Genomic DNA, 19,704 nt, shown 5'->3' with positions numbered 1-19,704 from the left:
CGCTGGTCCTGTGCGCGAAAGATCAGTGCGCAACTCCCTTTCGGCCTGGGCGTTCCTGTTGCCGGCGGTGGTGCTGATCAGTTTGTCGGTGCTGGTGCCGGCCCTTATGGCTCTGGTGATGAGTTTCACTGCCACGGGGCTGGATGTCAGTGAACCCCTGCGTTTTGTTGGTTTGGCCAACCTGGAGCGCCTGCTGTCGGATCCGATGGCGCGGCAGGTGCTGGTCACCACCTTCCTTTATCTGGTTGGTGTGGTGCCTCCCATCGTTATGGGGGCCCTGGCGCTGGCGGTGCTGGTGAACCAGGGGCTGCCCGGTCGGTCTTTTCTGCGGGGCGCCTTCTACACGCCGGTGCTGGTGTCGATCGTTGTTGCAGCCATCGCCTTTCGCTGGCTGTATGCCGAGAACGGACTGATCAATGGATGGTTGAGTGCCCTGCTCGGTGATGCCTTCAGCCCGATTGGTTTTCTCACCACGCCGCAGCTGGCCCTGCCCGCCGTGATGTTGGTGACCCTCTGGAAGGGGCTTGGTTATTACATGGTGATTTTTCTGGCGGGTTTGCAGGGCATTCCCCAGGAGCTCTATGAGGCTGCGGAGCTGGATGGCAGCGAGGGCTGGAGAAAGCATCTCGACATCACCCTGCCCTTGATGAGTCCCTACGTGACCTTGGTCGCTGTGGTGTCGTCGATCGCGGCCACGAAGGTGTTCGAGGAAGTGTTCCTGATGACCCAGGGAGGTCCTGCGGATGCCACGCGAACCATCGTTTACTACGTGTACGAGCAGGCCTTTGCCGAATTGGAGATCAGCTACGCCTGCACCCTGGGCCTGGCGCTGTTCCTGTTGGTGTTGCTCTTCACCATGATCCGGTTGGCCTTTGCCGGCGATCGCCCCCTGATCTGACGCTGTCAGCGACCCTGCAGACTGGCAAGCTGCGGACATCAGCTCGGACACGATGATCGGCGTTGTTGGAGGTGGTCAGCTGGCACGGATGCTTGTGCAGGCCGCCGCGCAACGCGATGTTCCCATCGCTGTTCAAACGTCCGATGCAGCTGATCCTGCGGCTGGTTTGGCCTCGCGCCTCGTGGCAGCGGATCCCCGGGATGTGGCAGGAACCCGGGAGCTGGTGGTGGGTTGTGACGGCATCACCTTCGAGAACGAGTGGGTCAATATCGATGCCCTTCTGCCGCTGGAGCAGCAGGGGGTTCGTTTCCAGCCATCGCTGGCGGCGCTTTCGCCCCTGGTCGACAAGTTGTCCCAGCGCCAGCTGCTCGACGATCTGGCGATCCCGAGCCCGCCCTGGTGTCCGCTCAGTTTGATTTCACCGGCCCAGCCCGCGCTTCCTCAGGGCTGGACCTTTCCGGTGATGGCCAAGGCCTCCCGTGGTGGTTACGACGGCAAGGGCACGGTGGTGTTGCGCGACATCGATGGCCTGGCGCAGTTGTTGCGGGCGGTCCCTGCCGACGACTGGTTGTTGGAATCCTGGGTGGACTACGAGCTGGAGTTGGCTCTCGTGGTCAGCCGCGATCAGCGCGGCCGGATCCGTCATTTTCCGCTGGTGCAAACCCACCAACATCAACAAGTCTGCGACTGGGTTCTGGCCCCTGCTCCCGTGGATCCTTCGGTGGCTGCGCTGGCTTACAACGTGGCGGCCTCTCTGATGACGAAGCTCGGTTATGTGGGGGTGTTGGCTCTGGAGTTTTTCTATGGGCCCGCTGGCCTGCAGGTGAATGAAATTGCTCCACGCACCCACAATTCCGGGCATTACTCGATCGAGGCCTGCACCAGCAGTCAGTTCGATCAGCAGCTCTGCATCGCGGCTGGTCTTCCCGTGCCTGATCCCGAGCTCAAAAGCCGTGGTGCCTTGATGGTCAACCTGCTCGGCCTCGACCCCGAGCGTCACCCTCCTTTGGATCAGCGGCTTGAGGCCCTGGAGGCCATGCCGGGGCTTCACCTGCACTGGTACGGCAAGTCACCGGAAACACCGGGCCGCAAGTTGGGGCACGTGACGCTGCTGCTTGAGGGTGACACGCTCCTCAAGCGGCGCGATGAGGCTGAGTCAGCACTTGCCGCCATTCGTCGGATCTGGCCCCTCGAGAGCGAGAGTCAGGACTAGGGTTGGTAGCGAACTGCTGTGTTGGTGACGGCCTTTTTCTAGTGCTCTGATCTGACTCTCTTTCGACTTGGGGAGACTGTCGTGACGGTGACGTAGACCGGCCATGCAGCCGGAAACGAAACCCCACTTTGTCGCCCCTTCTGGTTCTTCCAGGTCGACCACTGGGGCTCGCACGGCATGGCGGTTCACCCCCTTCGCTTGATCAATGTGGTGGGTGGCTTGGACTTCGCCAAGCCATCACAAAACCAATATCTCCAAGTTTCTGCGTCAATATTCTGAAAGTTTGTTTTTTGGGCTTGGTTTACCGGATGACTTTTTTGTCTTCTCTCTAGGTTCTGCTTTAAAACGTCTCAGCTTTGTTAATGGGGCAGGCTTCTCATTAACCAAGACTCGGCCACAAAAAACAGAAGGAAGAATATGCCAATGCCAATCACCAGTAGTTTCCCATTCATGCTGAAATTTTTCGCTCTTATTGCACTCTAGATGCGTTCGTCTGGTTTGGAGTGGAGATTTTTGGTGGGGCTAGTTTTCGGAGTGATTGAACTCCTGGAGCGCGTACTGGGCGAGGCATTTGTTTTTATCGGTGTCGGTCAGCGAAATGGTGGTTACGCTCTGATGCCAGTTTCGACGGTTGATCAATTCGTTGAATTCGGTCAAAGCGTCTTCGAGGTCGTCGAAACCGCCCATGCTCTCCATCGTTTGTTGCCCTTGTTTAACGGCAATTTCGAGGGGCATGGATCGATCGCTGCAGCCATCAAGGCTACCCCTGTGCAGTTGTGTAGTCGATGATGCTTACGGCTGTGTGAACAAAGCTTGTCAGCGCTTTTCCTGTCCTTAGCGTTTGTTTGGTTGCAGTGCTGAGATGCGTGATCCACGCCTGGACGAACTGATCCAAATGGAAACCTGGGATTGGTGGAAAGCTCAGGTCTTTTATTTGCGCGAAAAGAAAGATTATGCTGATGCGGAAGCGCTGTTTATGGAATTCAAGATTCCTGCATCTGACTCCAAGGATTGATGCCGTTGGTTGATGTCACTTGTTGATGCCGCTTCTTGATGCAACTGTGCATGGATTGAGGGAACCCATTTTGTTCTCCCATTGAGTTGGTTGGCTGTCGGTGTTGTTGAGAATCACTTTTCCGCATCGCTTCACTGGTCATCCCTCCGTGCTGGTTTCTTTCTTCTCATCCGTTTTCGGCCTGGTGGCAAGCGCACTGCTTGTGGGTTGTTTCGGCAGCCCCGCGGCTGACGCTGTCACCTTTTTGCCGGATGATGCTGAAGTCGCATGCCGGGCCATCCTTCCCCAATGTTTCCGCCGATCCGATTGGGCTGAACTCTGCGCCCGAGATCCCAGCGTTGCCGATGGTCATCCTCAGGCCTGTCGTGCTGCCGGATTCGAGTCAGGCCAACCCCTTCAGGGGCGGTGATGCAGGACGGCCTGTTCCAGGTCTGGCCGACTCATCGAGGTCACCACAAAGACTTCCTGGGCGGATGTCCCCTTGCGAGCCACCAGCTTGTATCCGCCTGTGATCGGGGTGGACACCCTCAGCTGCAGTTCAGGACTGCGGCCACGCACCCGGCTGATCACGGCAGGGGTGATCGTCTGGATCTCCGTCTCGTGGGACAGGGCCTTCAGCCATGGGATCAAGCCGTCCACATAGGTGCTGTGGGTGATGACGACCCGGCCCAAAGCTGAACGAAAACCCGAGAACTGGTGAAAGTTAGCCACTTTGGCTATGCCAGAGAGAGCGCTCCGGGGCTGTGATGCTGAAATCAGTAGACGCTCTCCGCCACGTGATCAGCGGACCGCTGCAAGATGCCTGCGGCCCTCAGGCCCGCATGCTCACCGCTGAGGTGCACGGAACGGAGGTTCGGGGCCTGGCCTTGTGCCCTGGCCGGGTGGTGCGTTTCGTGATGGACGAGCAGCTGCAGCGTTTGCAGGTGGCTGATCTGCTGCGCCTCACCAAAGCCAGCCGAAAGCCGGCGGCCTGACTCAGCAGCGTTCCAGAGGGGCCATCGTTAAGCCCTCGGCCTGAAGCTGCTGGTGGTACAGCTCGGCCTGCTCCAGGGGACCGCACCAAACTTCAGCCGCACCCTGCCCATCAATCTTGTTGGCGAGGTTCCATGCCTTGTCCTCACTCATGCCGGGAATGATCTTGCGCAGGCAATCCACCACGTGCTGGAAGGTGTTCACATCGTCGTCCAGAACGATCACGCGAGCCTGGGGGTAGCGCTGTGTTGTTCCCTGACGCTCCAGCACTGCTGATGAACCTGGGCTGGAGCTGGTCATGACAGATGCCTTCGGGCGGACGAAAAGGTGCCGAACCCTAGGTAGGATCCCGACAGTCAAGTGGTCAAGCGCATGTTGTTCACTCTGGGTTGGGCGTCCTTGGCCGCCATGTTCAGTTTCTCCATCGCCATGGTCGTCTGGGGACGCAATGGTGACGGCACCTTGAACTTCTGATCGAATCTGTGCTTCAAGACGCACCCCTTCTCAGCCAGACCCTGGCGGTCACGGCAGCTGTGCTTCTTGTCTTCGTCAGCGTTGCCGTGATCTATCTCTCAACGATCGAATGGAGAGACCGTCGACGCCGTCAAGGTTCAACCAAGTCGTCGTCCTGATTGCGGCCGTCCGACGTCAACTTGGACTTCATCCCTGCACAGCCCTTCTCCTGGGGTTGTGCTTTTTTTTGCCCGCCCTGCTACTGGGCACCTCCAGCCTGAAGACGCCTTCCCTGAATCGCCGTGGAACAGCAGAGCTGTTTGAGATCAGTCGGCGGGCACGGTTGGTTCAGAGTTTTGAGGCGGACCCCACCGCACCGGTGCCGAAGCTCTGGCAGCAGCGGCTTGGTTCTTCGGAAGCTCCTGCTCGCTGGGCCCGTCATGGTCGCGGCACCTGGTGGCTGATCTGGCTGGACGACGGTGAACCCCTTTTGGCTCTTCCGTCAGCACCGCATTCGTCTGCTCTGGATCTGTTGTTCGCTGATGAACTGCACCGCAGCAGTTTTGATCAACTTCCGTCGCTGAAACGACGGGAGCCCTCGGCTTTGGAACAGCGCTGCTTGCGGCTGCTGACCAGCGGATCGGCCGTTCAGTGGCAACCCTCAGGCTTGGCTTCGATCAGCGGTTCCCTTTTTCCCGCCTTGGCGAGCGTGTCGCATGGCTGTCTGCGTGTTGCGCTCCGGGGCGATCGTCTGATGGCTGAAGGGCCTGTGGCCTCCAGCCCTTTCGCGGCCCTGCAGGTTCACCACCCGGAACGCCAAGCCAATGTCGTTCGCTTCGATCCGCCGTCGGCTTACCTGGAGCTCAACAGCGTTTCCCTGCAGCCGCTGCTGGGATCCTTGTTCAACAATTCACTGTTCGCCCAACAACTCGACAGCCGCTATGGATTGGCGAAGCAGTTGCGCGACGTTCTGCTCAAGACACCTGTCCTTGTGCGGTTGGATGCGCTGGAGGGTGGTCGTTTCCAGGCTGCGATTCAAGCCAGGTTGATGCTGGCTGCTGGTGAAATCGACATGACCAAGCGAAGTCTTGATGCCGTTGCCACCGCTTTGTTGAAGCGCGGGTTTCAACGGGTTGAACGTCCCCTGTTGTCTCCCGATGGTCGGCCCTCAAACCATCTGGCTGTTGTTTGGTTGGATCCCCAGGGTCATCCGCAAGGTGGTTGGTCACTGGGTCCTGCACTCCGAGGTCAGGTGGAGTTGCTGCTGGCCCTGGGGGATGCCCCGTACCTCCGCAGCAATCCGCTGAAACGGATGGGCCAACAGCAGCTTCGCCTTCGCGCACGACCGGATCAATTGGCTCGGTTGGGGTGGCTCGGACCGGGCTGGCCGCGAGTGGTTGGCAAGGCACCTCAACTGGAGATTGAGATGACGGCACTGCCGAAGCAGCAACAGCCCGGATGGCTTCGGCTTCAGCTGGACGTGCGTTGAGCCTGCTCTTCCAAGCGACGTTCCTTCTTGCGCTTCTCAGCAGCGATGGTCTCTTCCACCAGTTCAACGGCTTGATCCATCCGTTCACTGTTGGAGCCAAACAGCGTCAGATCCTTTTCGACGCGATCGGTGGGCAAACCGAGTCCCTCAGCAAGTTCCTTGCTCTGTTTGACGATGGCCTCGGTGTCTGAACCGGTGGCATCCGCTGTAGCCGCCTTGAGCAGGCTCATCAGTCCAACGGCCATCAAACGGGAGTAGTGGCTGCCCTCGTTGAGCCTGTGGGATGACAGCAAGCTTTTGAGGCTTTCGAGATCCTTCCCTTTGGCCTGGTCCACCAGAGAGGCGTTGGTTTTGCGCAGCTTTGCTGCGTCGAAGCCATTGCTGCTGCACAGGGCACTGAACAGTGCCTCGGTTTGCGCTTCAGGCCGATAGCCCTTGGTGAAGGTGTCGAACACTGTGCAGAGCCCAACGCTGAACAGCCCGTTGGCTTCAAACCGACTTTGATGGCTCAGTAGATGCAGCTCCACCAGCAGCTCATCAGCAAGGCGGCGGTACAGCGGCGCAATGACGTGGGGAAAGGCCTGATGAAACGCGCGTTTGCTGTCGGCGATGGTCTGACTTGCGGCCAACGTGCAGTCCAGGAATGAATGGCCGGAACCCTAGCGCCGCAGACATCGCCGTTAGGATTGCGCGACCCTGCTGATGCTCAGATGATCCCCATTGTGATTGAGGAGTCCGGCCGGGGAGAAAGGGCCTTTGACATTTATTCCCGGCTTCTGCGCGAGCGGATCATCTTCCTTGGTGAGGCTGTCACCAGTGACTCCGCCAACCGGATCGTGGCCCAGATGTTGTTCCTCGAAGCTGAGGATCCCGAGAAAGATATCTACCTCTACATCAACTCTCCCGGCGGTTCGGTTTACGACGGCCTCGGCATCTTCGACACGATGCAGCACATCAAGCCGGATGTGCACACGGTGTGTGTCGGCCTTGCCGCAAGCATGGGAGCTTTCCTGCTCTGTGCCGGCACCAAGGGCAAGCGCAGCAGCCTGCAGCACTCCCGGATCATGATTCACCAGCCCTTGGGTGGTGCCCAGGGTCAAGCCAGCGACATCCGCATTCAGGCGGACGAAATCCTCTTCCTGAAGGATCGCCTCAACAAGGAACTGTCCGATCGCACAGGCCAACCCCTTGATCGGATCCAGCAGGACACCGACCGTGACTTTTTCATGTCACCCACCGAAGCGGTGAACTACGGCTTGATTGATTCGGTAATCGACAAGCGTCCCGTTCAGGCTGTTGCTTGAAGAAGGGAAGCTCTAAAAACAACCGTCCCAGCAAGATCTGTCCGGTCTGCGAGCGCCCCTTTGAGTGGCGCAAAGCCTGGAGAAATTGCTGGGATGAGGTTGTGTACTGCTCCGAGCGTTGTCGACGACGCAAGAACAAATCCAATCCATAAAAAAAGCCCCCGTCGAAACAAGGCGGGGGCTTTTTATTGCTCGACCCAGAATCAGTCGAGGGTGACGACGGTGCGATCTTTCTCAGGAACAGCGGTGAATTCAGCCACAACAGCCTTGAACTCATCACCATCCATGGTTTCCTTTTCGATCAGCAGTTCCACCAGGCGATCCATGGCTTCGCGGTTGGCAGCCACGATCTCCACCGTCTCGTCATAACAGCGCTTCACCATGTTGCGCACTTGAACATCGATCTGTTGGGAGATCGATTCCGACACGTCACTGCGGGACATCAAGTCGCGGCCCAGGAACACTTCCTGGCTGCCGCCCTCGAGGGCTACAGGGCCGAGATCACTCATGCCGAGTCGGGTCACCATGTTGCGGGCCATCGACGCCACCTGCTGGATATCGCCACCGGCTCCGGTGGTGACTTCCTGGTGTCCGAAGATCACGTCCTCTGCGGCGCGACCACCCAGGGCTCCCATGATGCGTGCCTTGAGCTGGGCACGGGTGACCAGGGTTTGCTCCTCATCCGGGGAGAACCAGGTCAGGCCTTGGGCCTGGCCACGGGGAATCAAGGTGACCTTCTGAACAGGGTCGTGGTCTTTGACCAATGTGCCGATCAGGGCATGACCGACTTCGTGATAAGCAATCAGACGCTTGCTGCGACCGTCGGTGAGGGGACGACCCTCCATGCCGGCGATGATCCGATCCACAGCGTCGTCGATCTCGCTCAAGCCGATGGCTTCCTTGCGGCGGCGGGCGGTGAGGATGGCCGCCTCGTTCATCAGGTTGGCCAGGTCTGCACCGGTGAAACCAGGGGTGCGGCGGGCGATGCTTTCGAGGGACAGCTCCTCTTCGAGCTTCTTGTTGCGGCAGTGCACATCGAGGATGGCCAGGCGACCCTTGATGTCGGGGGCGTCCACAGTGACCTGACGATCAAAACGGCCGGGACGCATCAGAGCTGAGTCCAGAACGTCGGGGCGGTTGGTGGCGGCAATGATGATGATGCCGCTGTTGCCTTCGAAGCCATCCATCTCCGTCAGGAGTTGGTTGAGCGTCTGTTCGCGTTCGTCGTTGCCTCCACCGATACCGGCACCGCGCTGGCGGCCGACGGCATCAATTTCGTCGATGAAGATCAAGCAAGGGCTATTTTCCTTGGCCTTCTTGAACAGATCGCGGACGCGGCTGGCACCCACGCCAACGAACATCTCAACGAACTCAGAACCAGAAAGGGAGAAGAAGGGAACGCCCGCTTCACCGGCAATGGCCTTGGCCAGAAGGGTTTTGCCGGTGCCAGGAGGGCCGACCAGCAGAAGGCCGCGGGGAATCTGAGCACCCACTGAGGTGAATCGCTCGGGCTGTTTCAGGAAGGTGACCACTTCCTGGAGTTCCTGCTTGGCCTCGGTGACGCCGGCCACGTCATCAAACATGACGCCGGTCTCCGCTTCCATCATGAAGCGGGCTTTGCTCTTGCCGAACTGCATGGCCTGGCCAGGGCCGCCAGGCATGTTGCTGTTGCGACGGGCCAGGAAGATCAGGGCACCGATCAGCAGCAGCGGGAAGGCCAGATTGCCCAGCACGCCGAGGGCCGGAGGTGCTGTGCGGGGCGGATGAATGTCAAAGCTGATGCCTTCGGTTTTCAGCGTGTTGATCAGCTCAGGGGCCAGACCAGGAAGGTCAACGCGCAGGCGCTGAACGCGGTTGTCGAGGTCGGGATCGACGGCTTCGATCACAGCGTTGCGGCCACCGTCGTAGATATCAACGGCTGTGACGCGACCGGCCTCGACGTAATCGAGGAAGCGGCCGTAGCTCATCCGTGCCACCGCAGCATTGCGGGGAGCGACGGTGGTGCCATTGCTGTCCTGGCTGAGGCCGTTGATGCCTCCGTTGCTCACCACCTGCCAGCCGATCAGCAACACGACGCCGATTGGCAACAGCCAGAGGGCAAGAAGGCGCCAGCGCTGATTCATGAGCTGAAGAAATTCGTTAACGAGTGTAAAGGAGTTGGACTGATTTCTGAGGCCTGATCAAAGGCTTCTCAGGGCAACAATCGGGTCGAGCTTTGCGGCGCGTCGGGCTGGAACAACTCCGAAGAAGAGCCCGATGGATCCTGAGAGTCCAACGGTGACCACCACCATCGTTGCGCCGATCGTTGCTGGCAGGGGCGTGACCGCCGCCACGAGGCTCACGGTTCCAAGACCCGCCAGCGTGCCGATGGCGCCGCCAAGGCTGGCAAGCACCAGGGATTCCACCAGAAACTGCTGCAGAACATCACCGCTGCGGGCCCCCAGGGCTTTGCGCAGACCGATCTCCTCGGTGCGTTCGCTGACGGACACCAACATGATGTTCATGATCCCGATGCCTCCCACCAGCAGCGAGATCCCACCAATGGCCCCGAGCATCAGGGTGAGTCCTCCGGTGATGGTGCCCACGATGGTGAGAGCGTCCTTCTGGGATCGCACCACGAAATCGTCATCCCGGAGAATCCGGTGCCGCTGCCTCAGCAGGTTGTTGATCTGAAAGCTGGCTGCGTTGATGCTGTTTTCATCCCTGGCTTCAACACTGATGGAGTTGAGGCTGACGCCATAAATCGGATCCCGACCGGTGATCCGGTTCACCATCGTGGTGATGGGGATGTAGGTGTTTTCGTCCTGGTTGCTGCCGAACACGGCCCCTTTCGGGGCCATCACACCGACCACCTCAAAGTTTTGATTGCCGATGCGCACCTGCTGGCCAATCGCTGAGCCAGTGGGAAACAACTTGGTGCGCAGATCCGAGCCGAGCACGGCAATGGCTCTCGCACCGGAGACGTCTTTGGCGTTGATGAAACGGCCCTTGGCCACGTCGAATCCGCGCACCGGCGGGAATTCCGATGTCGCGCCGAAGACCGCACCCGTGGAGCTGCGGGCTCCGGCCTGCACCACCTGATTGGTGTTGATCACGGGTGCCACGCGCTTGACGCTGGGAACCTGGGTGGCGATGGCTTCGGCATCTTCCAGCACGAGCGTTTTCGGTCGCGTAACCCCTTGGCGTCTGGCGTTCGTGTTGCCCGGAACCACAAACAACACATTGGCGCCGAGGTTGTTCAACTGGCCTTCAGCCAGCAATTGCGCTCCCCGTCCAACCCCCACCAGGGTGATCACTGAGGCGTTGCCGATCACGATGCCCACCATCGTGAGCAGGCTGCGCAGGCGGTTGCTGCGCAGGGTGGACAGGGCCATCCGCACCGTTTCCGTTGCGGGCATGCGCCGGTTCATGGTGTGGCGTCGCTCAGATCAGTGTCGCCTGTGCTTCGTTGCCGACGATGCTCACCTTGACCAGATCTGTGGATCCGGAAACGCCGGTATGCGTGCCTGCGGACTGCACCACGAGATCACCCTCCTTCAGAAGATCGAGCTCCTTGGCTTTGACCATCGCCGCCTGGAAGGTCTGCGTGGTGCGTTCGCCCTGGGGAATCACCAGCGGTGTCACGCCCCACACCAGTTGCAGACGACAGGCAACCGTGCGATCAGGAGTGATGGCAAGGATCGGTGCCGCAGGCCGGAACTTGCTCACGTTGCGAGCTGTGGCCCCGCTTCGCGTGAGGGGAAGAATCGCGGAGGCATTGAGCTGGCTGGCGATGGTGCTGACCGCACCGCTCAAGGCATTGGGGATGGTGCTGGGCAGGTGGCTGTCGATCGATCGTTGGGGGTAGTCCTTCTCGATCCGTCGGGCAATGGTGGCCATGGTTTGAACGGCCTCCACGGGGAAATCCCCCACCGCGGTCTCGTTGGAGAGCATCACAGCGTCGGTTCCATCCAGGATGGCGTTGGCCACGTCGCTGACTTCGGCTCGGGTGGGCCGGGGGCTGGAGGCCATGGAATCCAGCATCTGGGTGGCCGTGATGATCGGGATGCCCAGGCTGTTGGCCTTGCGGATCAGTTCCTTCTGCAGCAACGGCACTTCCTCGGCCGGCATCTCCACGCCAAGGTCACCGCGGGCCACCATCACGCCGTCACAGAGCGGCAGGATCGAATCGATCTGATCGATGGCCTCAAACTTTTCGATCTTCGCCACCACAGGGGTCTCGTGGCCCTGTTCGCGGATCAGTCCGCGGATCTCCTCCATGTCGGAGGGATTGCGGACGAAGCTGAGGGCCACCCAGTCCACGCCCTGGCTTAGTCCGAATGCTAAGTCGGTCTTGTCCTTGTCTGTGAGGGCGCGGACGGACAACTGAACGTCCGGGAAGTTGACGCCCTTGTTGTTGGAGAGAACACCGCCCACGGTGACGGTGCAATGCAGGGTCTGCTGCGCTTTGTCGACGGTGTCGACCTTCATTTCAACGCGGCCGTCGTCGAGCAGGATCCGGCTTCCTGCGGTGACTTCGTCCGCCAGCTTGTCGTAGGTGACCGTTGCGATCGTCTTGTCGCAGCTCACCGGCCTTGAGGTGAGCGTGAACGGATCACCGTTGGCCAGGGTGATCGGCCCCTCGGCAAACCGCCCGAGCCGGATCTTCGGGCCCTGAAGGTCCTGGAGGATGCCGATGGTCTTCCCCAATTCCTCAGACACTTGACGAATCGTGGCGATGCGAGCGGCGTGTTCGCTGTGATCCCCGTGGGAAAAGTTCAGCCTGAAGGTGGTGGCACCAGCCTTCACCAGCTCCTTGATCCGCTCCGGGCTCTCGGTGGCAGGGCCGATGGTGGCCACGATCTTGGTCCGTCGGTTCAGGTCGAACTGGCCCATATCGCGGCTGAAAATCCTTGCGGAAACTACCATCCGGGCGTTTCCCAACCGGCCCCATGGAGATGAATTCCTATCAGGACGCCGCCCGAAAGACGGCTGCCTACCCGGATGTGGGCGGTAATCCCATCTATCCGACCCTCGGTTTGACCGGTGAAGCCGGCGAGGTGGCCGACAAGGTGAAAAAGGTGATTCGCGACCGTGGCGGTGTGTTTGATGCCGACACCCGCGAAGCGATCAAGTTGGAGCTGGGAGATGTGCTCTGGTACGTGGCTCAGCTGGCCAGCGAACTGGGCTATGACCTGAATGAGGTGGCTGACGCCAACCTGCAGAAACTGTCGAGCCGGGCTGCCCGTGGGCGCATCGGAGGCAGTGGTGACCAACGTTGATCCCCTGATGCTCCGTCGATTTGTTTCCGTCTTGTGCTGCCTGCCCCTGCTGCTTGGGCTGGCGCTCCCCTGTGACGCCGCTGAACTGCAGCTCAGTGAGGTTCGCCTGGATCCCTGCGGAGAGCTTGATGCTGGCAATCAACCTGAATTAAGCCGCCCGGTTGGTGCCAGCTGTTATGTGCTGACGGGAGACGTTGAGAACCGCAGCAAGAACAGCGTCATCGACACCGATGTGTATGCACGGATCCTGGATGCCAGTGGTGAACCGGTTCTTCCCAACAGAACCCGGGTGGGATCCATTGGGGATGTGAACCCTGGCCACTCCCCGTTCGCCCTGCGAATCTCAGTGCCGGCCGGAACCCCAGGGCCGTTTGTGATCAAAAATCCCCGTGCCCGTGGATTCAACGCTCCGGTCCGCAGCCGCGTTGATGTTGACGAGGATGACCTTCTTCCCTTGGAACGGGGCATTAAGCAGCAGTGATCACCCAGACGTGATCACCAGCTGGAACCCGACATGTAGAAGGCGCTGATCGACTGCCCCACCAGGCTCTGCAACAGGTTCAAGGCCAGGAAGGCCAGGATGGCGGAGAGGTCAATGCCCCCCAGCGGTGGGATCAAACCTCTGAAGGCGTTCAGGTAAGGGTCGGTGATCGCACTCACGCTGCTGAGCACCGGATTGCCCCAGTCCAGATTCGGGAACCAGCTCAGCAGAACCCGCACGATCAGCACCAAGGAATAGATCTGCAGGGTCTGGGACAGCACCTGCAGCAAGGTGACGGGTAGAGATTCCATGACGGGAGCTGATCTGCTCCGACTTTATGCAGCTTCCGTCAGATCGGTTGCCCCAAGATCAGGAAGCACGGAGAAGGTGCGGTGAAATTTTTCGGTGAGGGTGAGCCAGTAGGACCGCCCCTCGCTCTGACGACGCCGTTCGATGAACTCCTGCGCCAGCAGTTCCTTGATGTGGTCGTAGGCCCCCGAGCCCCGCAGATCCACAAGATCCGATTGAAGGATGCGTTTCTTCAGGGCAATGGTGGCGAGGGTTCGCAGGGTTGCCGTGGAGAGGTTCACCGGCAGCAGGTCCTTGACCAGATCGCCCATGCCGGGCCGCAGCTGCAGCCCGTAGCGACCGCTCTGTTCAACGACCTCCAGGGCACTGTCCCGCTGGGCGTAGGAGGCCGTCAGGGCGACGAGGGCTTCTTCAACGCTTCGTCGGTCGGCGTCGGCCAGCTCGGCCAGTTCGCCGATGCTGACGGGCCGACCCTTGAGATAAAGAATCGCCTCGAGACGGGTGGGCAGGGATGGAGACGTCATCACAACCCCTCGAGAGCACTCAAGTTACCGCCCTGAAACTCAGAGGAACAGGCCATAGGCCGGGTTGTTGGTTTCATCCCAGTGGCGATAGCCCAGGGCATTGAGGAATTCGGTCCAGCCCTGCATGTCCTGTTCCGGCACCAGCACGCCAACAACGATGCGCCCCACGTCAGCACCGTGGTTTCTGTAGTGGAAGATGCTGATGCTCCAGCCGGGGTGGAGAGCATCAACGAAGCTCATCAAGGCACCCGGGCGTTCGGGAAATTCGAAGCGATACAGCAGTTCTTTGCATTCCCCGGCACAGGCCGTGCGGGCTGAAGCCGGCAGACGGCCCCCCACCATGTGGCGCAAGTGAACCTTGGCAAATTCGTTGTCGCTGAGATCGAGGCAGGGGAAGCCGCCACGCTCCAGCTGGCCCAGTAGTGAGGCACGGTCGTTGTCATCGCTCACCTGCACACCGATGAAGATCTGCGCCGAGGCGCCATCAGTCATGCGGTAACTGAATTCCGTAAGGCTGCGCTCCCGCAGAAATTCGCAAAGCCGCCTCAGGCTGCCGGGTGATTCGGGAATCTCAACGGCCAGCATTGCTTCGCGCTCTTCCCCGAGTTCAGCCCGTTCGGCGATGAAGCGAAGCCGGTCGAAATTCATGTTGGCCCCGCAGGCCACCGCCACGAGATTGCGCCCCGCCAGCTGGCGCTCGGCCACGTCCTGTTTGAGTCCGGCCACTGCCAGGGCACCGGCGGGCTCCAGGATTGAACGGGTGTCTTCAAAGACGTCCTTGATCGCGGCACAGATGGCATCGGTGTCGACCCGCACCATGCGATCGACGAACTGCTGGGCCAGCGCAAAGGTGTGTTCCCCCACCTTTCTCACGGCGACACCATCGGCAAACAGCCCCACCTGTTCCAGTTCCACCCGCTGCCCTCGCTCGAGGGAGCGACTCAGGGCATCGGCATCGACCGGCTCCACGCCGATCACCTCCGTTTCCGGCCACAGCCGTTTCACGTAGGCGGCGATGCCCGCGATCAGGCCACCGCCACCCACGGCCACATAGATCGCATTGGGTGGCTGCTCGGCCTGGCGCATGATCTCCATGCCGATCGTTCCCTGGCCTGCGATCACTTCCGGATCGTCGAAGGGGTGAATGAAGGTGAGCCCCTCGGCCTTGCAGCGTCGCTGCGCTTCCGCGGAGCACTCGTCGTAGGTCTCGCCATGGAGGACCACGTCACCACCCAGGGCCCGCACGGCCCGCACTTTCACCTCGGGTGTGGTGCTTGGCATCACGATCACGGCCCGACAGCCAAGCCGCTGGGCACTCAGGGCGACGCCCTGGGCATGGTTCCCGGCACTGGAGGCAATCACACCGCGCTTGAGCTCGTCTCTGCTGAGCTGCGCCATGCGGTTGTAGGCGCCGCGCAGCTTGAACGAGAACACCGGCTGGAGATCCTCACGCTTCAGCCAGACCGTGTTGTTCAGCCGGCGGCTCAGATTGGGTGCGGGATCCAAAGGGGTTTCCCGCGCCACGTCGTAGACGCGGGCACGCAGGATCCGCTGCAGGTAGTCGGTCATCTCACCATTCTTCCAAGGGTTCGATCCAGACAGGATCCGGGTTGGTTCCCGTAGATTGCACGTATTGGAGTTGGCAGTGCATGCATCTCGGAGATCTGAAGCATCCGAATGAACTGCACGGACTCAGCCCGGCCCAGCTTGAGGACGTGGCTCGGCAGATTCGTGAGCGGCATCTGCAGGTGGTGTCCACCAGCGGTGGCCACCTGGGGCCTGGCCTGGGGGTTGTGGAGCTGACCCTGGCGCTGTACCAGACGCTGGATCTCGACCATGACCGTGTGATCTGGGATGTGGGCCATCAGGCCTACCCCCACAAATTGATCACCGGCCGGTTCAACGATTTCGACTCCCTGCGCCAGCAGCACGGGGTGGCGGGTTACCTCAAGCGCACAGAGAGCGATTTCGACCACTTCGGAGCGGGTCATGCCAGCACCTCCATCTCAGCGGCGCTGGGCATGGCCATGGCGCGGGACAACCGGGGCGAGTCGTTCAAATGCGTTGCCGTCATCGGTGATGGAGCCCTGACAGGCGGCATGGCTCTGGAGGCCATCAACCACGCCGGACACCTTCCCAACACACCGCTCCTGGTGGTGCTGAACGACAACGACATGTCGATCTCCCCGCCGGTTGGTGCGCTTTCGAACGTGCTGAACCGTGCGCGGCTCAGCCCGCCGATGCAGTTCCTCTCAGGGAGTGTTGAGGAAAGCGTTCGGCATCTGCCCTTCATGGGTGGTGAGATTCCAGCGGAACTCAACCGCCTCAAGGGCAGCATGCGTCGCCTCGCGGTTCCCAAGGTGGGTGCCGTGTTCGAGGAACTTGGCTTCACCTACATGGGGCCGATCGACGGCCACGACATCGGTGAAATGGTGCGCACCTTCCAGGCAGCTCACCGTGAGGGTGGCCCTGTGCTGGTGCATGTGGTCACCAAAAAGGGCAAGGGCTATCCGTACGCCGAGGCCGATCAGGTGGGTTATCACGCCCAATCAGCTTTTGATCTCGGCACCGGCAAGGCAATTCCGTCGTCCAAACCCAAGCCCCCCAGCTACAGCAAGGTGTTTGGGCAGACCCTGGTCAAGCTCTGTGAGCAGAACAGTCGGGTGATCGGCATCACTGCGGCCATGGCCACCGGTACCGGTCTCGATCTGCTTCAGAAGGCCGTTCCGGACCAGTACGTGGATGTGGGCATCGCTGAGCAACATGCCGTCACCCTGGCGGCAGGCATGGCCTGCGAGGGGTTGCGTCCTGTCGTTGCCATCTACAGCACCTTCCTTCAGCGCGCTTACGACCAGTTGATCCACGACGTGGGCATCCAGAAGCTGCCGGTCACCTTCGTGCTCGATCGTGCCGGCATCGTTGGTGCCGACGGGCCGACCCACCAGGGTCAGTACGACATCAGCTACATGCGGGCCATTCCCAACTTCACGGTGATGGCACCGAAGGATGAGGCTGAGCTGCAGCGCATGCTGGTGACCTGTCTGCAGCACGACGGGCCCACGGCGTTGCGGATTCCGCGGGGCTCCGGAGAAGGCGTGCCCTTGATGGAAGAGGGTTGGGAATCGCTGCCGATCGGCCGCGGTGAACTGCTGCGGGAAGGCGACGATCTGATGATCGTCGCCTACGGCTCGATGGTGGCTCCGGCCCTCGCCACAGCAACGCTTCTGGAGGAAGCCGGTCTCTCCACCACCGTGATCAACGCCCGCTTCCTGAGGCCCCTGGATCAGGCGCTGATCCATCCCCTGGCACGTCGCATCCCTCGTGTGGTCACCATGGAAGAGGGAGCCCTGCCCGGTGGTTTTGGCGCAGCGGTTCTGGAGTCGTTGATCGATCAGGACATCAACGTGTCGATGTTGCGCATCGGCATCCCCGACCAGCTGGTTGATCACGCCACGCCGCAGCAGAGCAAGGAAGCTCTTGGCCTGACTCCTGCGCAGATGGCTGAACGCATCCTTGAGCGCTTCAGCAACACCTCTGGTGATCTGCCTGCCAGCGCTTCGGTCAAGGCCCTGCAGGCCTGAAGCTGAGGCATCAGTGTCCGTTCTGATCGTTGGTGCGGGACCGTCCGGTGCCCGTCTGGCGATTCAACTGGCGCGGGCGGGTGCTGAGGTGACCCTGGTGGATCGCCTGGCTGATCCCCATCGCCATGCCTATTCCAGTGGCGCCCTGCCTCTGGAGGCTGTTCGTCGCTTGGGTCTGCCGGATGACGCCATTGCCGCCACCTGGCAGGGCTGGCAGCTGCACGATCCCTCGGGTCTGGTTCATCAGTGGTGGTCGTCCGGCGATCTGGGGGTGGTGCTCGACTTCGGCCGGCTTCGGTCCTGGCTCTGGGAGGAAGCGCGCCGCCATGGGGTCGAATTGATCCAGGGCTGCCGGGCCGCGCTGAGCACGCTCACGGCCGATCAAGCCAGCGTGCGGTTGCAAACACGTGATGGGCGTTCGTCATTTCGCTCAGCGCGCTGGTTGATTGATGCCACCGGTGCACGCCGAGATCTGCTGCAGCAGGCCGGCCTCAGCCCCAATCCCGAGGATCCTCTACTGCAGGGCATCGGCGTTGAGTGGTTGCTGCAGACCGATGACCGTCAGGCGGCTGCCTGGCGGGATCGGATCAGTTTCTTTCTGGGCACCGCCTGGATCCCCTATGGATATGGCTGGATCTTTCCCATGCAGGGGCAACGGCTGAAGGTGGGGGTCTGTCACCTTCCACCGGAGGATCGTCCGAGTCCCGGCAGCCTGGCTGGACCCCTTCAGCGCTTGATTCAACGCTGCGGCTTGAGCGCCTGCCCGGTGCTGGATCGCCATGGCGGGCCGGTGTCCAGCAGCATCGCCCGCTCCGAACCTTTGGTGGCTGGTGCCCTGCTGGCGGTGGGGGATGCGGCCAGTTCCGCCAATCTGCTTGGGGGAGAAGGGATCCGCCATGCGATGGACAGCGCGGATCAACTGGCCGAACTGCTGATCGCTGGAGGGATGTCTGGGGACTCCACGGCCATTGCCCTTCGCTACCAAGAGCAACTCAAGGCCCAGCGGAGTTGGCGTTGGTTGGTGTCGGGCCGGCTGGCGCGGCGCACCTGGTGGGGACTCGACAATCCAAGGGCGGATCGCCGTCTGGAACGTTTGATCCATGGGCTTTCTGCGACCGCAGAAGCCCCCGCTCTCTCAGAGCTGTTGTTCAGCTACAACTTCGAGCGATACGGCCTCAGGCTGCTGCCGTATCTGCTCTGAGACAGGGTTGTTTCAGGGAGGAGACTGGCTCCTCCCTCAAGACATGTGCTTCAGAGAACGCCGCGGGCGGCCAGACCCTGGATGGCGCCAATGCCGATGATGTGGCCGAGGCTGGTGGTGCCGAGCAGGGCAGCGTGACCCATGCCGCCGAAGAAGGAAGCGTTGGGGAGTTCGGCGCCAACGTTGGGGTGCTTGATCGTGGCCTTGCCGACCATGATGGCAACCACATTGCAGAGGATCATCACCAGGGCGACCTTGGGAGACCAGGACACGGAGGCGGGAGCGATCGCGAAAAGGTGGGTCAGCATTCGAGCCAATGAGCGACACCTCATCTTCCGGCGCTAGCGACGCCTTGCCTGCCTCTCTTAAGAGTTGTTCACCCTTTTTTGGGGGTTGGGTACAACAAACCGATCACCAAAACCGTGTTGCTGAGGGTGAGAAAGGCTTCTGCCCCACCGTGCAACCAGTCAATCTCCACCAGTTCCGCTGAGCAGCAGCGCAGGGCGGCAATGGCAGCACCAATCGTGACGGCCACAAACAGCAGGGTGAGCTGAAAGCCCCGCTCCGCCATCAGCGGAAGCGCCTCACTTTTCCGCAGCCAGTGCAGAAACAGGAGATAGGGGATCAGCGAGGCGGCGAACAGCGGTGCGGGATCGAAGTTCATGGAGCACTGACTCCGTCCACCTGCCGGCGTCGTTGGAGCTGCCAGGCCGCCAAGGCCAGGGTGCAGTTGCCGATCACGGTGAACAGGGCCTGAAGGGTGACAAGCCCCCGCAGCGCTTCGCTGTTGTCAAACAGATGCCAGGTGCAGGCAGCCATGGCACTGACGAGGGCCGGAAGCATGGCCCAGGCCAGGCCCTGCAGCCCACGCCGATGCATCAACACGATCGCCACGCACCACTCCACCACGGAGGCGACATGGATCCACCAGGTTCCGAGCGACAACGCGTGCATGCCCTGAATCCTAGGAATCGGTTGATAATGCCCGGAGTGAACAGGCTGC

27 protein-coding genes and 1 other RNA gene are annotated in these 19,704 nt (G+C 60.9%); 15 read left to right on the top strand and 13 right to left on the bottom strand.

Annotated elements, in window-relative coordinates:
• Positions 1-25 precede the first annotated feature (25 nt).
• From SynRS9907_RS07415 to ssrS, 3 genes are all read left to right on the top strand, one after another.
• Positions 26-898 (top strand): carbohydrate ABC transporter permease, encoded by an 873-nt coding sequence (locus tag SynRS9907_RS07415; protein WP_188020532.1) that lies wholly within the window; start codon positions 26-28, stop codon positions 896-898.
• Between the two features lie 52 nt (positions 899-950).
• Complete coding sequence (locus SynRS9907_RS07410) at positions 951-2,111, top strand: 5-(carboxyamino)imidazole ribonucleotide synthase (protein ID WP_186510455.1); 1,161 nt, start codon at positions 951-953, stop codon at positions 2,109-2,111.
• Between the two features lie 7 nt (positions 2,112-2,118).
• Positions 2,119-2,302: non-coding RNA, 6S RNA (gene ssrS / locus SynRS9907_RS07405), on the top strand.
• A gap of 331 nt (positions 2,303-2,633) precedes the next feature.
• Here the strand turns inward: ssrS and SynRS9907_RS07400 are convergent.
• Positions 2,634-2,846, bottom strand: coding sequence for a hypothetical protein (locus SynRS9907_RS07400; RefSeq protein WP_188020531.1), 213 nt, complete (start codon positions 2,844-2,846; stop codon positions 2,634-2,636).
• A gap of 127 nt (positions 2,847-2,973) precedes the next feature.
• On the opposite strand from SynRS9907_RS07400, the gene SynRS9907_RS07395 reads away from it, so the two are divergent.
• A complete protein-coding gene (locus tag SynRS9907_RS07395; RefSeq protein WP_170951012.1) occupies positions 2,974-3,126 on the top strand; it encodes a hypothetical protein in 153 nt (50 codons plus the stop codon).
• Between the two features lie 184 nt (positions 3,127-3,310).
• Positions 3,311-3,535 carry a hypothetical protein gene (locus SynRS9907_RS07390; RefSeq protein WP_188020530.1) on the top strand — a complete coding sequence of 75 codons (225 nt, stop codon included), beginning with the start codon at positions 3,311-3,313 and terminating at the stop codon, positions 3,533-3,535.
• Here the strand turns inward: SynRS9907_RS07390 and SynRS9907_RS07385 are convergent.
• Complete coding sequence (locus SynRS9907_RS07385; protein ID WP_006851066.1) at positions 3,523-3,798, bottom strand: DUF2103 domain-containing protein; 276 nt, start codon at positions 3,796-3,798, stop codon at positions 3,523-3,525. The genes SynRS9907_RS07390 and SynRS9907_RS07385 overlap by 13 nt on opposite strands.
• Before the next feature lie 74 nt (positions 3,799-3,872).
• Here SynRS9907_RS07385 and SynRS9907_RS07380 point away from each other — a divergent pair, with 74 nt between their 5' ends.
• Complete coding sequence (locus SynRS9907_RS07380; RefSeq protein WP_114989264.1) at positions 3,873-4,100, top strand: hypothetical protein; 228 nt, start codon at positions 3,873-3,875, stop codon at positions 4,098-4,100.
• Between the two features lies 1 nt (position 4,101).
• On the opposite strand, the gene clpS is transcribed toward SynRS9907_RS07380, so the two are convergent.
• Positions 4,102-4,398: an ATP-dependent Clp protease adapter ClpS gene (gene clpS, locus SynRS9907_RS07375; RefSeq protein ID WP_114989263.1), complete on the bottom strand. Its 297-nt coding sequence runs from the start codon at positions 4,396-4,398 to the stop codon at positions 4,102-4,104.
• 72 nt (positions 4,399-4,470) lie between these two features.
• Here clpS and petN point away from each other — a divergent pair, with 72 nt between their 5' ends.
• The 3 genes from petN (at position 4,471) to SynRS9907_RS07360 (ending at position 6,040) form a co-directional block, all read left to right on the top strand.
• Complete coding sequence (petN, locus tag SynRS9907_RS07370; protein ID WP_011364412.1) at positions 4,471-4,572, top strand: cytochrome b6-f complex subunit PetN; 102 nt, start codon at positions 4,471-4,473, stop codon at positions 4,570-4,572.
• Between the two features lie 8 nt (positions 4,573-4,580).
• Positions 4,581-4,730 carry a hypothetical protein gene (locus SynRS9907_RS07365; RefSeq protein WP_006851420.1) on the top strand — a complete coding sequence of 50 codons (150 nt, stop codon included), beginning with the start codon at positions 4,581-4,583 and terminating at the stop codon, positions 4,728-4,730.
• A 68-nt stretch (positions 4,731-4,798) separates the two neighbouring features.
• The gene (locus SynRS9907_RS07360; protein WP_188020529.1) at positions 4,799-6,040 is read left to right on the top strand and encodes a hypothetical protein; all 1,242 of its coding nucleotides are present in this window, start codon (positions 4,799-4,801) and stop codon (positions 6,038-6,040) included.
• On the opposite strand, the gene psb29 is transcribed toward SynRS9907_RS07360, so the two are convergent.
• Positions 6,022-6,669 carry a photosystem II biogenesis protein Psp29 gene (gene psb29 / locus SynRS9907_RS07355; protein WP_188020528.1) on the bottom strand — a complete coding sequence of 216 codons (648 nt, stop codon included), beginning with the start codon at positions 6,667-6,669 and terminating at the stop codon, positions 6,022-6,024. The genes SynRS9907_RS07360 and psb29 overlap by 19 nt on opposite strands.
• Before the next feature lie 81 nt (positions 6,670-6,750).
• Between psb29 and clpP the strand changes: the two genes are divergently transcribed.
• Positions 6,751-7,344, top strand: a complete 594-nt coding sequence (gene clpP / locus SynRS9907_RS07350) for an ATP-dependent Clp endopeptidase proteolytic subunit ClpP (RefSeq protein ID WP_114989260.1) — start codon at positions 6,751-6,753, stop codon at positions 7,342-7,344.
• Positions 7,341-7,496, top strand: coding sequence for a DUF2256 domain-containing protein (locus tag SynRS9907_RS07345; RefSeq protein ID WP_114989259.1), 156 nt, complete (start codon positions 7,341-7,343; stop codon positions 7,494-7,496). The genes clpP and SynRS9907_RS07345 overlap by 4 nt, the downstream gene beginning before the upstream one ends.
• Positions 7,497-7,547: 51 nt before the next feature.
• Here SynRS9907_RS07345 and ftsH read toward each other — a convergent pair whose 3' ends face one another.
• The 3 genes from ftsH to pyk are packed head-to-tail and all read right to left on the bottom strand — an operon-like array spanning position 7,548 to position 12,219.
• Complete coding sequence (gene ftsH, locus SynRS9907_RS07340; RefSeq protein ID WP_188020527.1) at positions 7,548-9,467, bottom strand: ATP-dependent zinc metalloprotease FtsH; 1,920 nt, start codon at positions 9,465-9,467, stop codon at positions 7,548-7,550.
• 57 nt (positions 9,468-9,524) lie between these two features.
• Positions 9,525-10,754: an ABC transporter permease gene (locus SynRS9907_RS07335; RefSeq protein WP_188020526.1), complete on the bottom strand. Its 1,230-nt coding sequence runs from the start codon at positions 10,752-10,754 to the stop codon at positions 9,525-9,527.
• A 13-nt stretch (positions 10,755-10,767) separates the two neighbouring features.
• A complete protein-coding gene (gene pyk / locus SynRS9907_RS07330) occupies positions 10,768-12,219 on the bottom strand; it encodes a pyruvate kinase (protein ID WP_188020525.1) in 1,452 nt (483 codons plus the stop codon).
• A gap of 56 nt (positions 12,220-12,275) precedes the next feature.
• On the opposite strand from pyk, the gene SynRS9907_RS07325 reads away from it, so the two are divergent.
• Positions 12,276-12,605: a nucleoside triphosphate pyrophosphohydrolase family protein gene (locus SynRS9907_RS07325; protein WP_188020524.1), complete on the top strand. Its 330-nt coding sequence runs from the start codon at positions 12,276-12,278 to the stop codon at positions 12,603-12,605.
• 7 nt (positions 12,606-12,612) lie between these two features.
• Entirely contained in the window at positions 12,613-13,086 is a 474-nt protein-coding gene (locus SynRS9907_RS07320; protein WP_188020523.1) for a hypothetical protein, read from the top strand.
• Positions 13,087-13,100: 14 nt separating this feature from the next.
• On the opposite strand, the gene SynRS9907_RS07315 is transcribed toward SynRS9907_RS07320, so the two are convergent.
• Genes SynRS9907_RS07315 through ilvA form a run of 3 tightly spaced genes read right to left on the bottom strand, consistent with a single transcriptional unit; the run spans position 13,101 to position 15,488 of the window.
• Positions 13,101-13,397 carry a YggT family protein gene (locus SynRS9907_RS07315; protein ID WP_114989255.1) on the bottom strand — a complete coding sequence of 99 codons (297 nt, stop codon included), beginning with the start codon at positions 13,395-13,397 and terminating at the stop codon, positions 13,101-13,103.
• A gap of 24 nt (positions 13,398-13,421) precedes the next feature.
• Entirely contained in the window at positions 13,422-13,919 is a 498-nt protein-coding gene (scpB, locus tag SynRS9907_RS07310) for an SMC-Scp complex subunit ScpB (protein WP_188020522.1), read from the bottom strand.
• A gap of 39 nt (positions 13,920-13,958) precedes the next feature.
• Complete coding sequence (ilvA, locus tag SynRS9907_RS07305; RefSeq protein WP_188020521.1) at positions 13,959-15,488, bottom strand: threonine ammonia-lyase, biosynthetic; 1,530 nt, start codon at positions 15,486-15,488, stop codon at positions 13,959-13,961.
• A gap of 80 nt (positions 15,489-15,568) precedes the next feature.
• Between ilvA and dxs the strand changes: the two genes are divergently transcribed.
• The gene (gene dxs / locus SynRS9907_RS07300) at positions 15,569-17,500 is read left to right on the top strand and encodes a 1-deoxy-D-xylulose-5-phosphate synthase (protein WP_188020520.1); all 1,932 of its coding nucleotides are present in this window, start codon (positions 15,569-15,571) and stop codon (positions 17,498-17,500) included.
• A 13-nt stretch (positions 17,501-17,513) separates the two neighbouring features.
• Entirely contained in the window at positions 17,514-18,701 is a 1,188-nt protein-coding gene (locus SynRS9907_RS07295) for an NAD(P)/FAD-dependent oxidoreductase (RefSeq protein WP_188020519.1), read from the top strand.
• A 50-nt stretch (positions 18,702-18,751) separates the two neighbouring features.
• Here SynRS9907_RS07295 and psaK read toward each other — a convergent pair whose 3' ends face one another.
• From psaK to SynRS9907_RS07280, 3 genes are all read right to left on the bottom strand, one after another.
• Complete coding sequence (psaK, locus tag SynRS9907_RS07290; RefSeq protein ID WP_188020518.1) at positions 18,752-19,009, bottom strand: photosystem I reaction center subunit PsaK; 258 nt, start codon at positions 19,007-19,009, stop codon at positions 18,752-18,754.
• Between the two features lie 68 nt (positions 19,010-19,077).
• Positions 19,078-19,365 carry a DUF3593 domain-containing protein gene (locus SynRS9907_RS07285; RefSeq protein ID WP_115082329.1) on the bottom strand — a complete coding sequence of 96 codons (288 nt, stop codon included), beginning with the start codon at positions 19,363-19,365 and terminating at the stop codon, positions 19,078-19,080.
• Complete coding sequence (locus tag SynRS9907_RS07280; RefSeq protein WP_115082328.1) at positions 19,362-19,655, bottom strand: DUF2499 domain-containing protein; 294 nt, start codon at positions 19,653-19,655, stop codon at positions 19,362-19,364. The genes SynRS9907_RS07285 and SynRS9907_RS07280 overlap by 4 nt, the downstream gene beginning before the upstream one ends.
• Between the last annotated feature and the right edge of the window lie 49 nt (positions 19,656-19,704).

The organism is Synechococcus sp. RS9907 (assembly GCF_014279615.1).
In the GTDB taxonomy this organism is placed as follows: domain Bacteria; phylum Cyanobacteriota; class Cyanobacteriia; order PCC-6307; family Cyanobiaceae; genus Parasynechococcus.
Note: the sequence above shows the minus strand (reverse complement) of the source record. Positions and strands in the feature narration are given on the sequence as shown.

Bases quoted from the DNA above. Each gene is read 5' to 3' on its own strand.
- SynRS9907_RS07410 (WP_186510455.1), top strand. From the start codon at position 951: ATGATCGGCGTTGTTGGAGGTGGTCAGCTGGCACGGATGCTTGTGCAG.
- SynRS9907_RS07400 (WP_188020531.1), bottom strand. From the start codon at position 2,846: ATGCCCCTCGAAATTGCCGTTAAACAAGGGCAACAAACGATGGAGAGC.
- SynRS9907_RS07395 (WP_170951012.1), top strand. From the start codon at position 2,974: ATGCGTGATCCACGCCTGGACGAACTGATCCAAATGGAAACCTGGGAT.
- SynRS9907_RS07380 (WP_114989264.1), top strand. From the start codon at position 3,873: ATGCTGAAATCAGTAGACGCTCTCCGCCACGTGATCAGCGGACCGCTG.
- clpS (WP_114989263.1), bottom strand. From the start codon at position 4,398: ATGACCAGCTCCAGCCCAGGTTCATCAGCAGTGCTGGAGCGTCAGGGA.
- petN (WP_011364412.1), top strand. From the start codon at position 4,471: ATGTTGTTCACTCTGGGTTGGGCGTCCTTGGCCGCCATGTTCAGTTTC.
- clpP (WP_114989260.1), top strand. From the start codon at position 6,751: ATGATCCCCATTGTGATTGAGGAGTCCGGCCGGGGAGAAAGGGCCTTT.
- ftsH (WP_188020527.1), bottom strand. From the start codon at position 9,467: ATGAATCAGCGCTGGCGCCTTCTTGCCCTCTGGCTGTTGCCAATCGGC.
- SynRS9907_RS07335 (WP_188020526.1), bottom strand. From the start codon at position 10,754: ATGAACCGGCGCATGCCCGCAACGGAAACGGTGCGGATGGCCCTGTCC.
- pyk (WP_188020525.1), bottom strand. From the start codon at position 12,219: ATGGGCCAGTTCGACCTGAACCGACGGACCAAGATCGTGGCCACCATC.
- SynRS9907_RS07325 (WP_188020524.1), top strand. From the start codon at position 12,276: ATGGAGATGAATTCCTATCAGGACGCCGCCCGAAAGACGGCTGCCTAC.
- SynRS9907_RS07320 (WP_188020523.1), top strand. From the start codon at position 12,613: ATGCTCCGTCGATTTGTTTCCGTCTTGTGCTGCCTGCCCCTGCTGCTT.
- SynRS9907_RS07315 (WP_114989255.1), bottom strand. From the start codon at position 13,397: ATGGAATCTCTACCCGTCACCTTGCTGCAGGTGCTGTCCCAGACCCTG.
- scpB (WP_188020522.1), bottom strand. From the start codon at position 13,919: ATGACGTCTCCATCCCTGCCCACCCGTCTCGAGGCGATTCTTTATCTC.
- ilvA (WP_188020521.1), bottom strand. From the start codon at position 15,488: ATGACCGACTACCTGCAGCGGATCCTGCGTGCCCGCGTCTACGACGTG.
- dxs (WP_188020520.1), top strand. From the start codon at position 15,569: ATGCATCTCGGAGATCTGAAGCATCCGAATGAACTGCACGGACTCAGC.
- psaK (WP_188020518.1), bottom strand. From the start codon at position 19,009: ATGCTGACCCACCTTTTCGCGATCGCTCCCGCCTCCGTGTCCTGGTCT.
- SynRS9907_RS07285 (WP_115082329.1), bottom strand. From the start codon at position 19,365: ATGAACTTCGATCCCGCACCGCTGTTCGCCGCCTCGCTGATCCCCTAT.
- SynRS9907_RS07280 (WP_115082328.1), bottom strand. From the start codon at position 19,655: ATGCACGCGTTGTCGCTCGGAACCTGGTGGATCCATGTCGCCTCCGTG.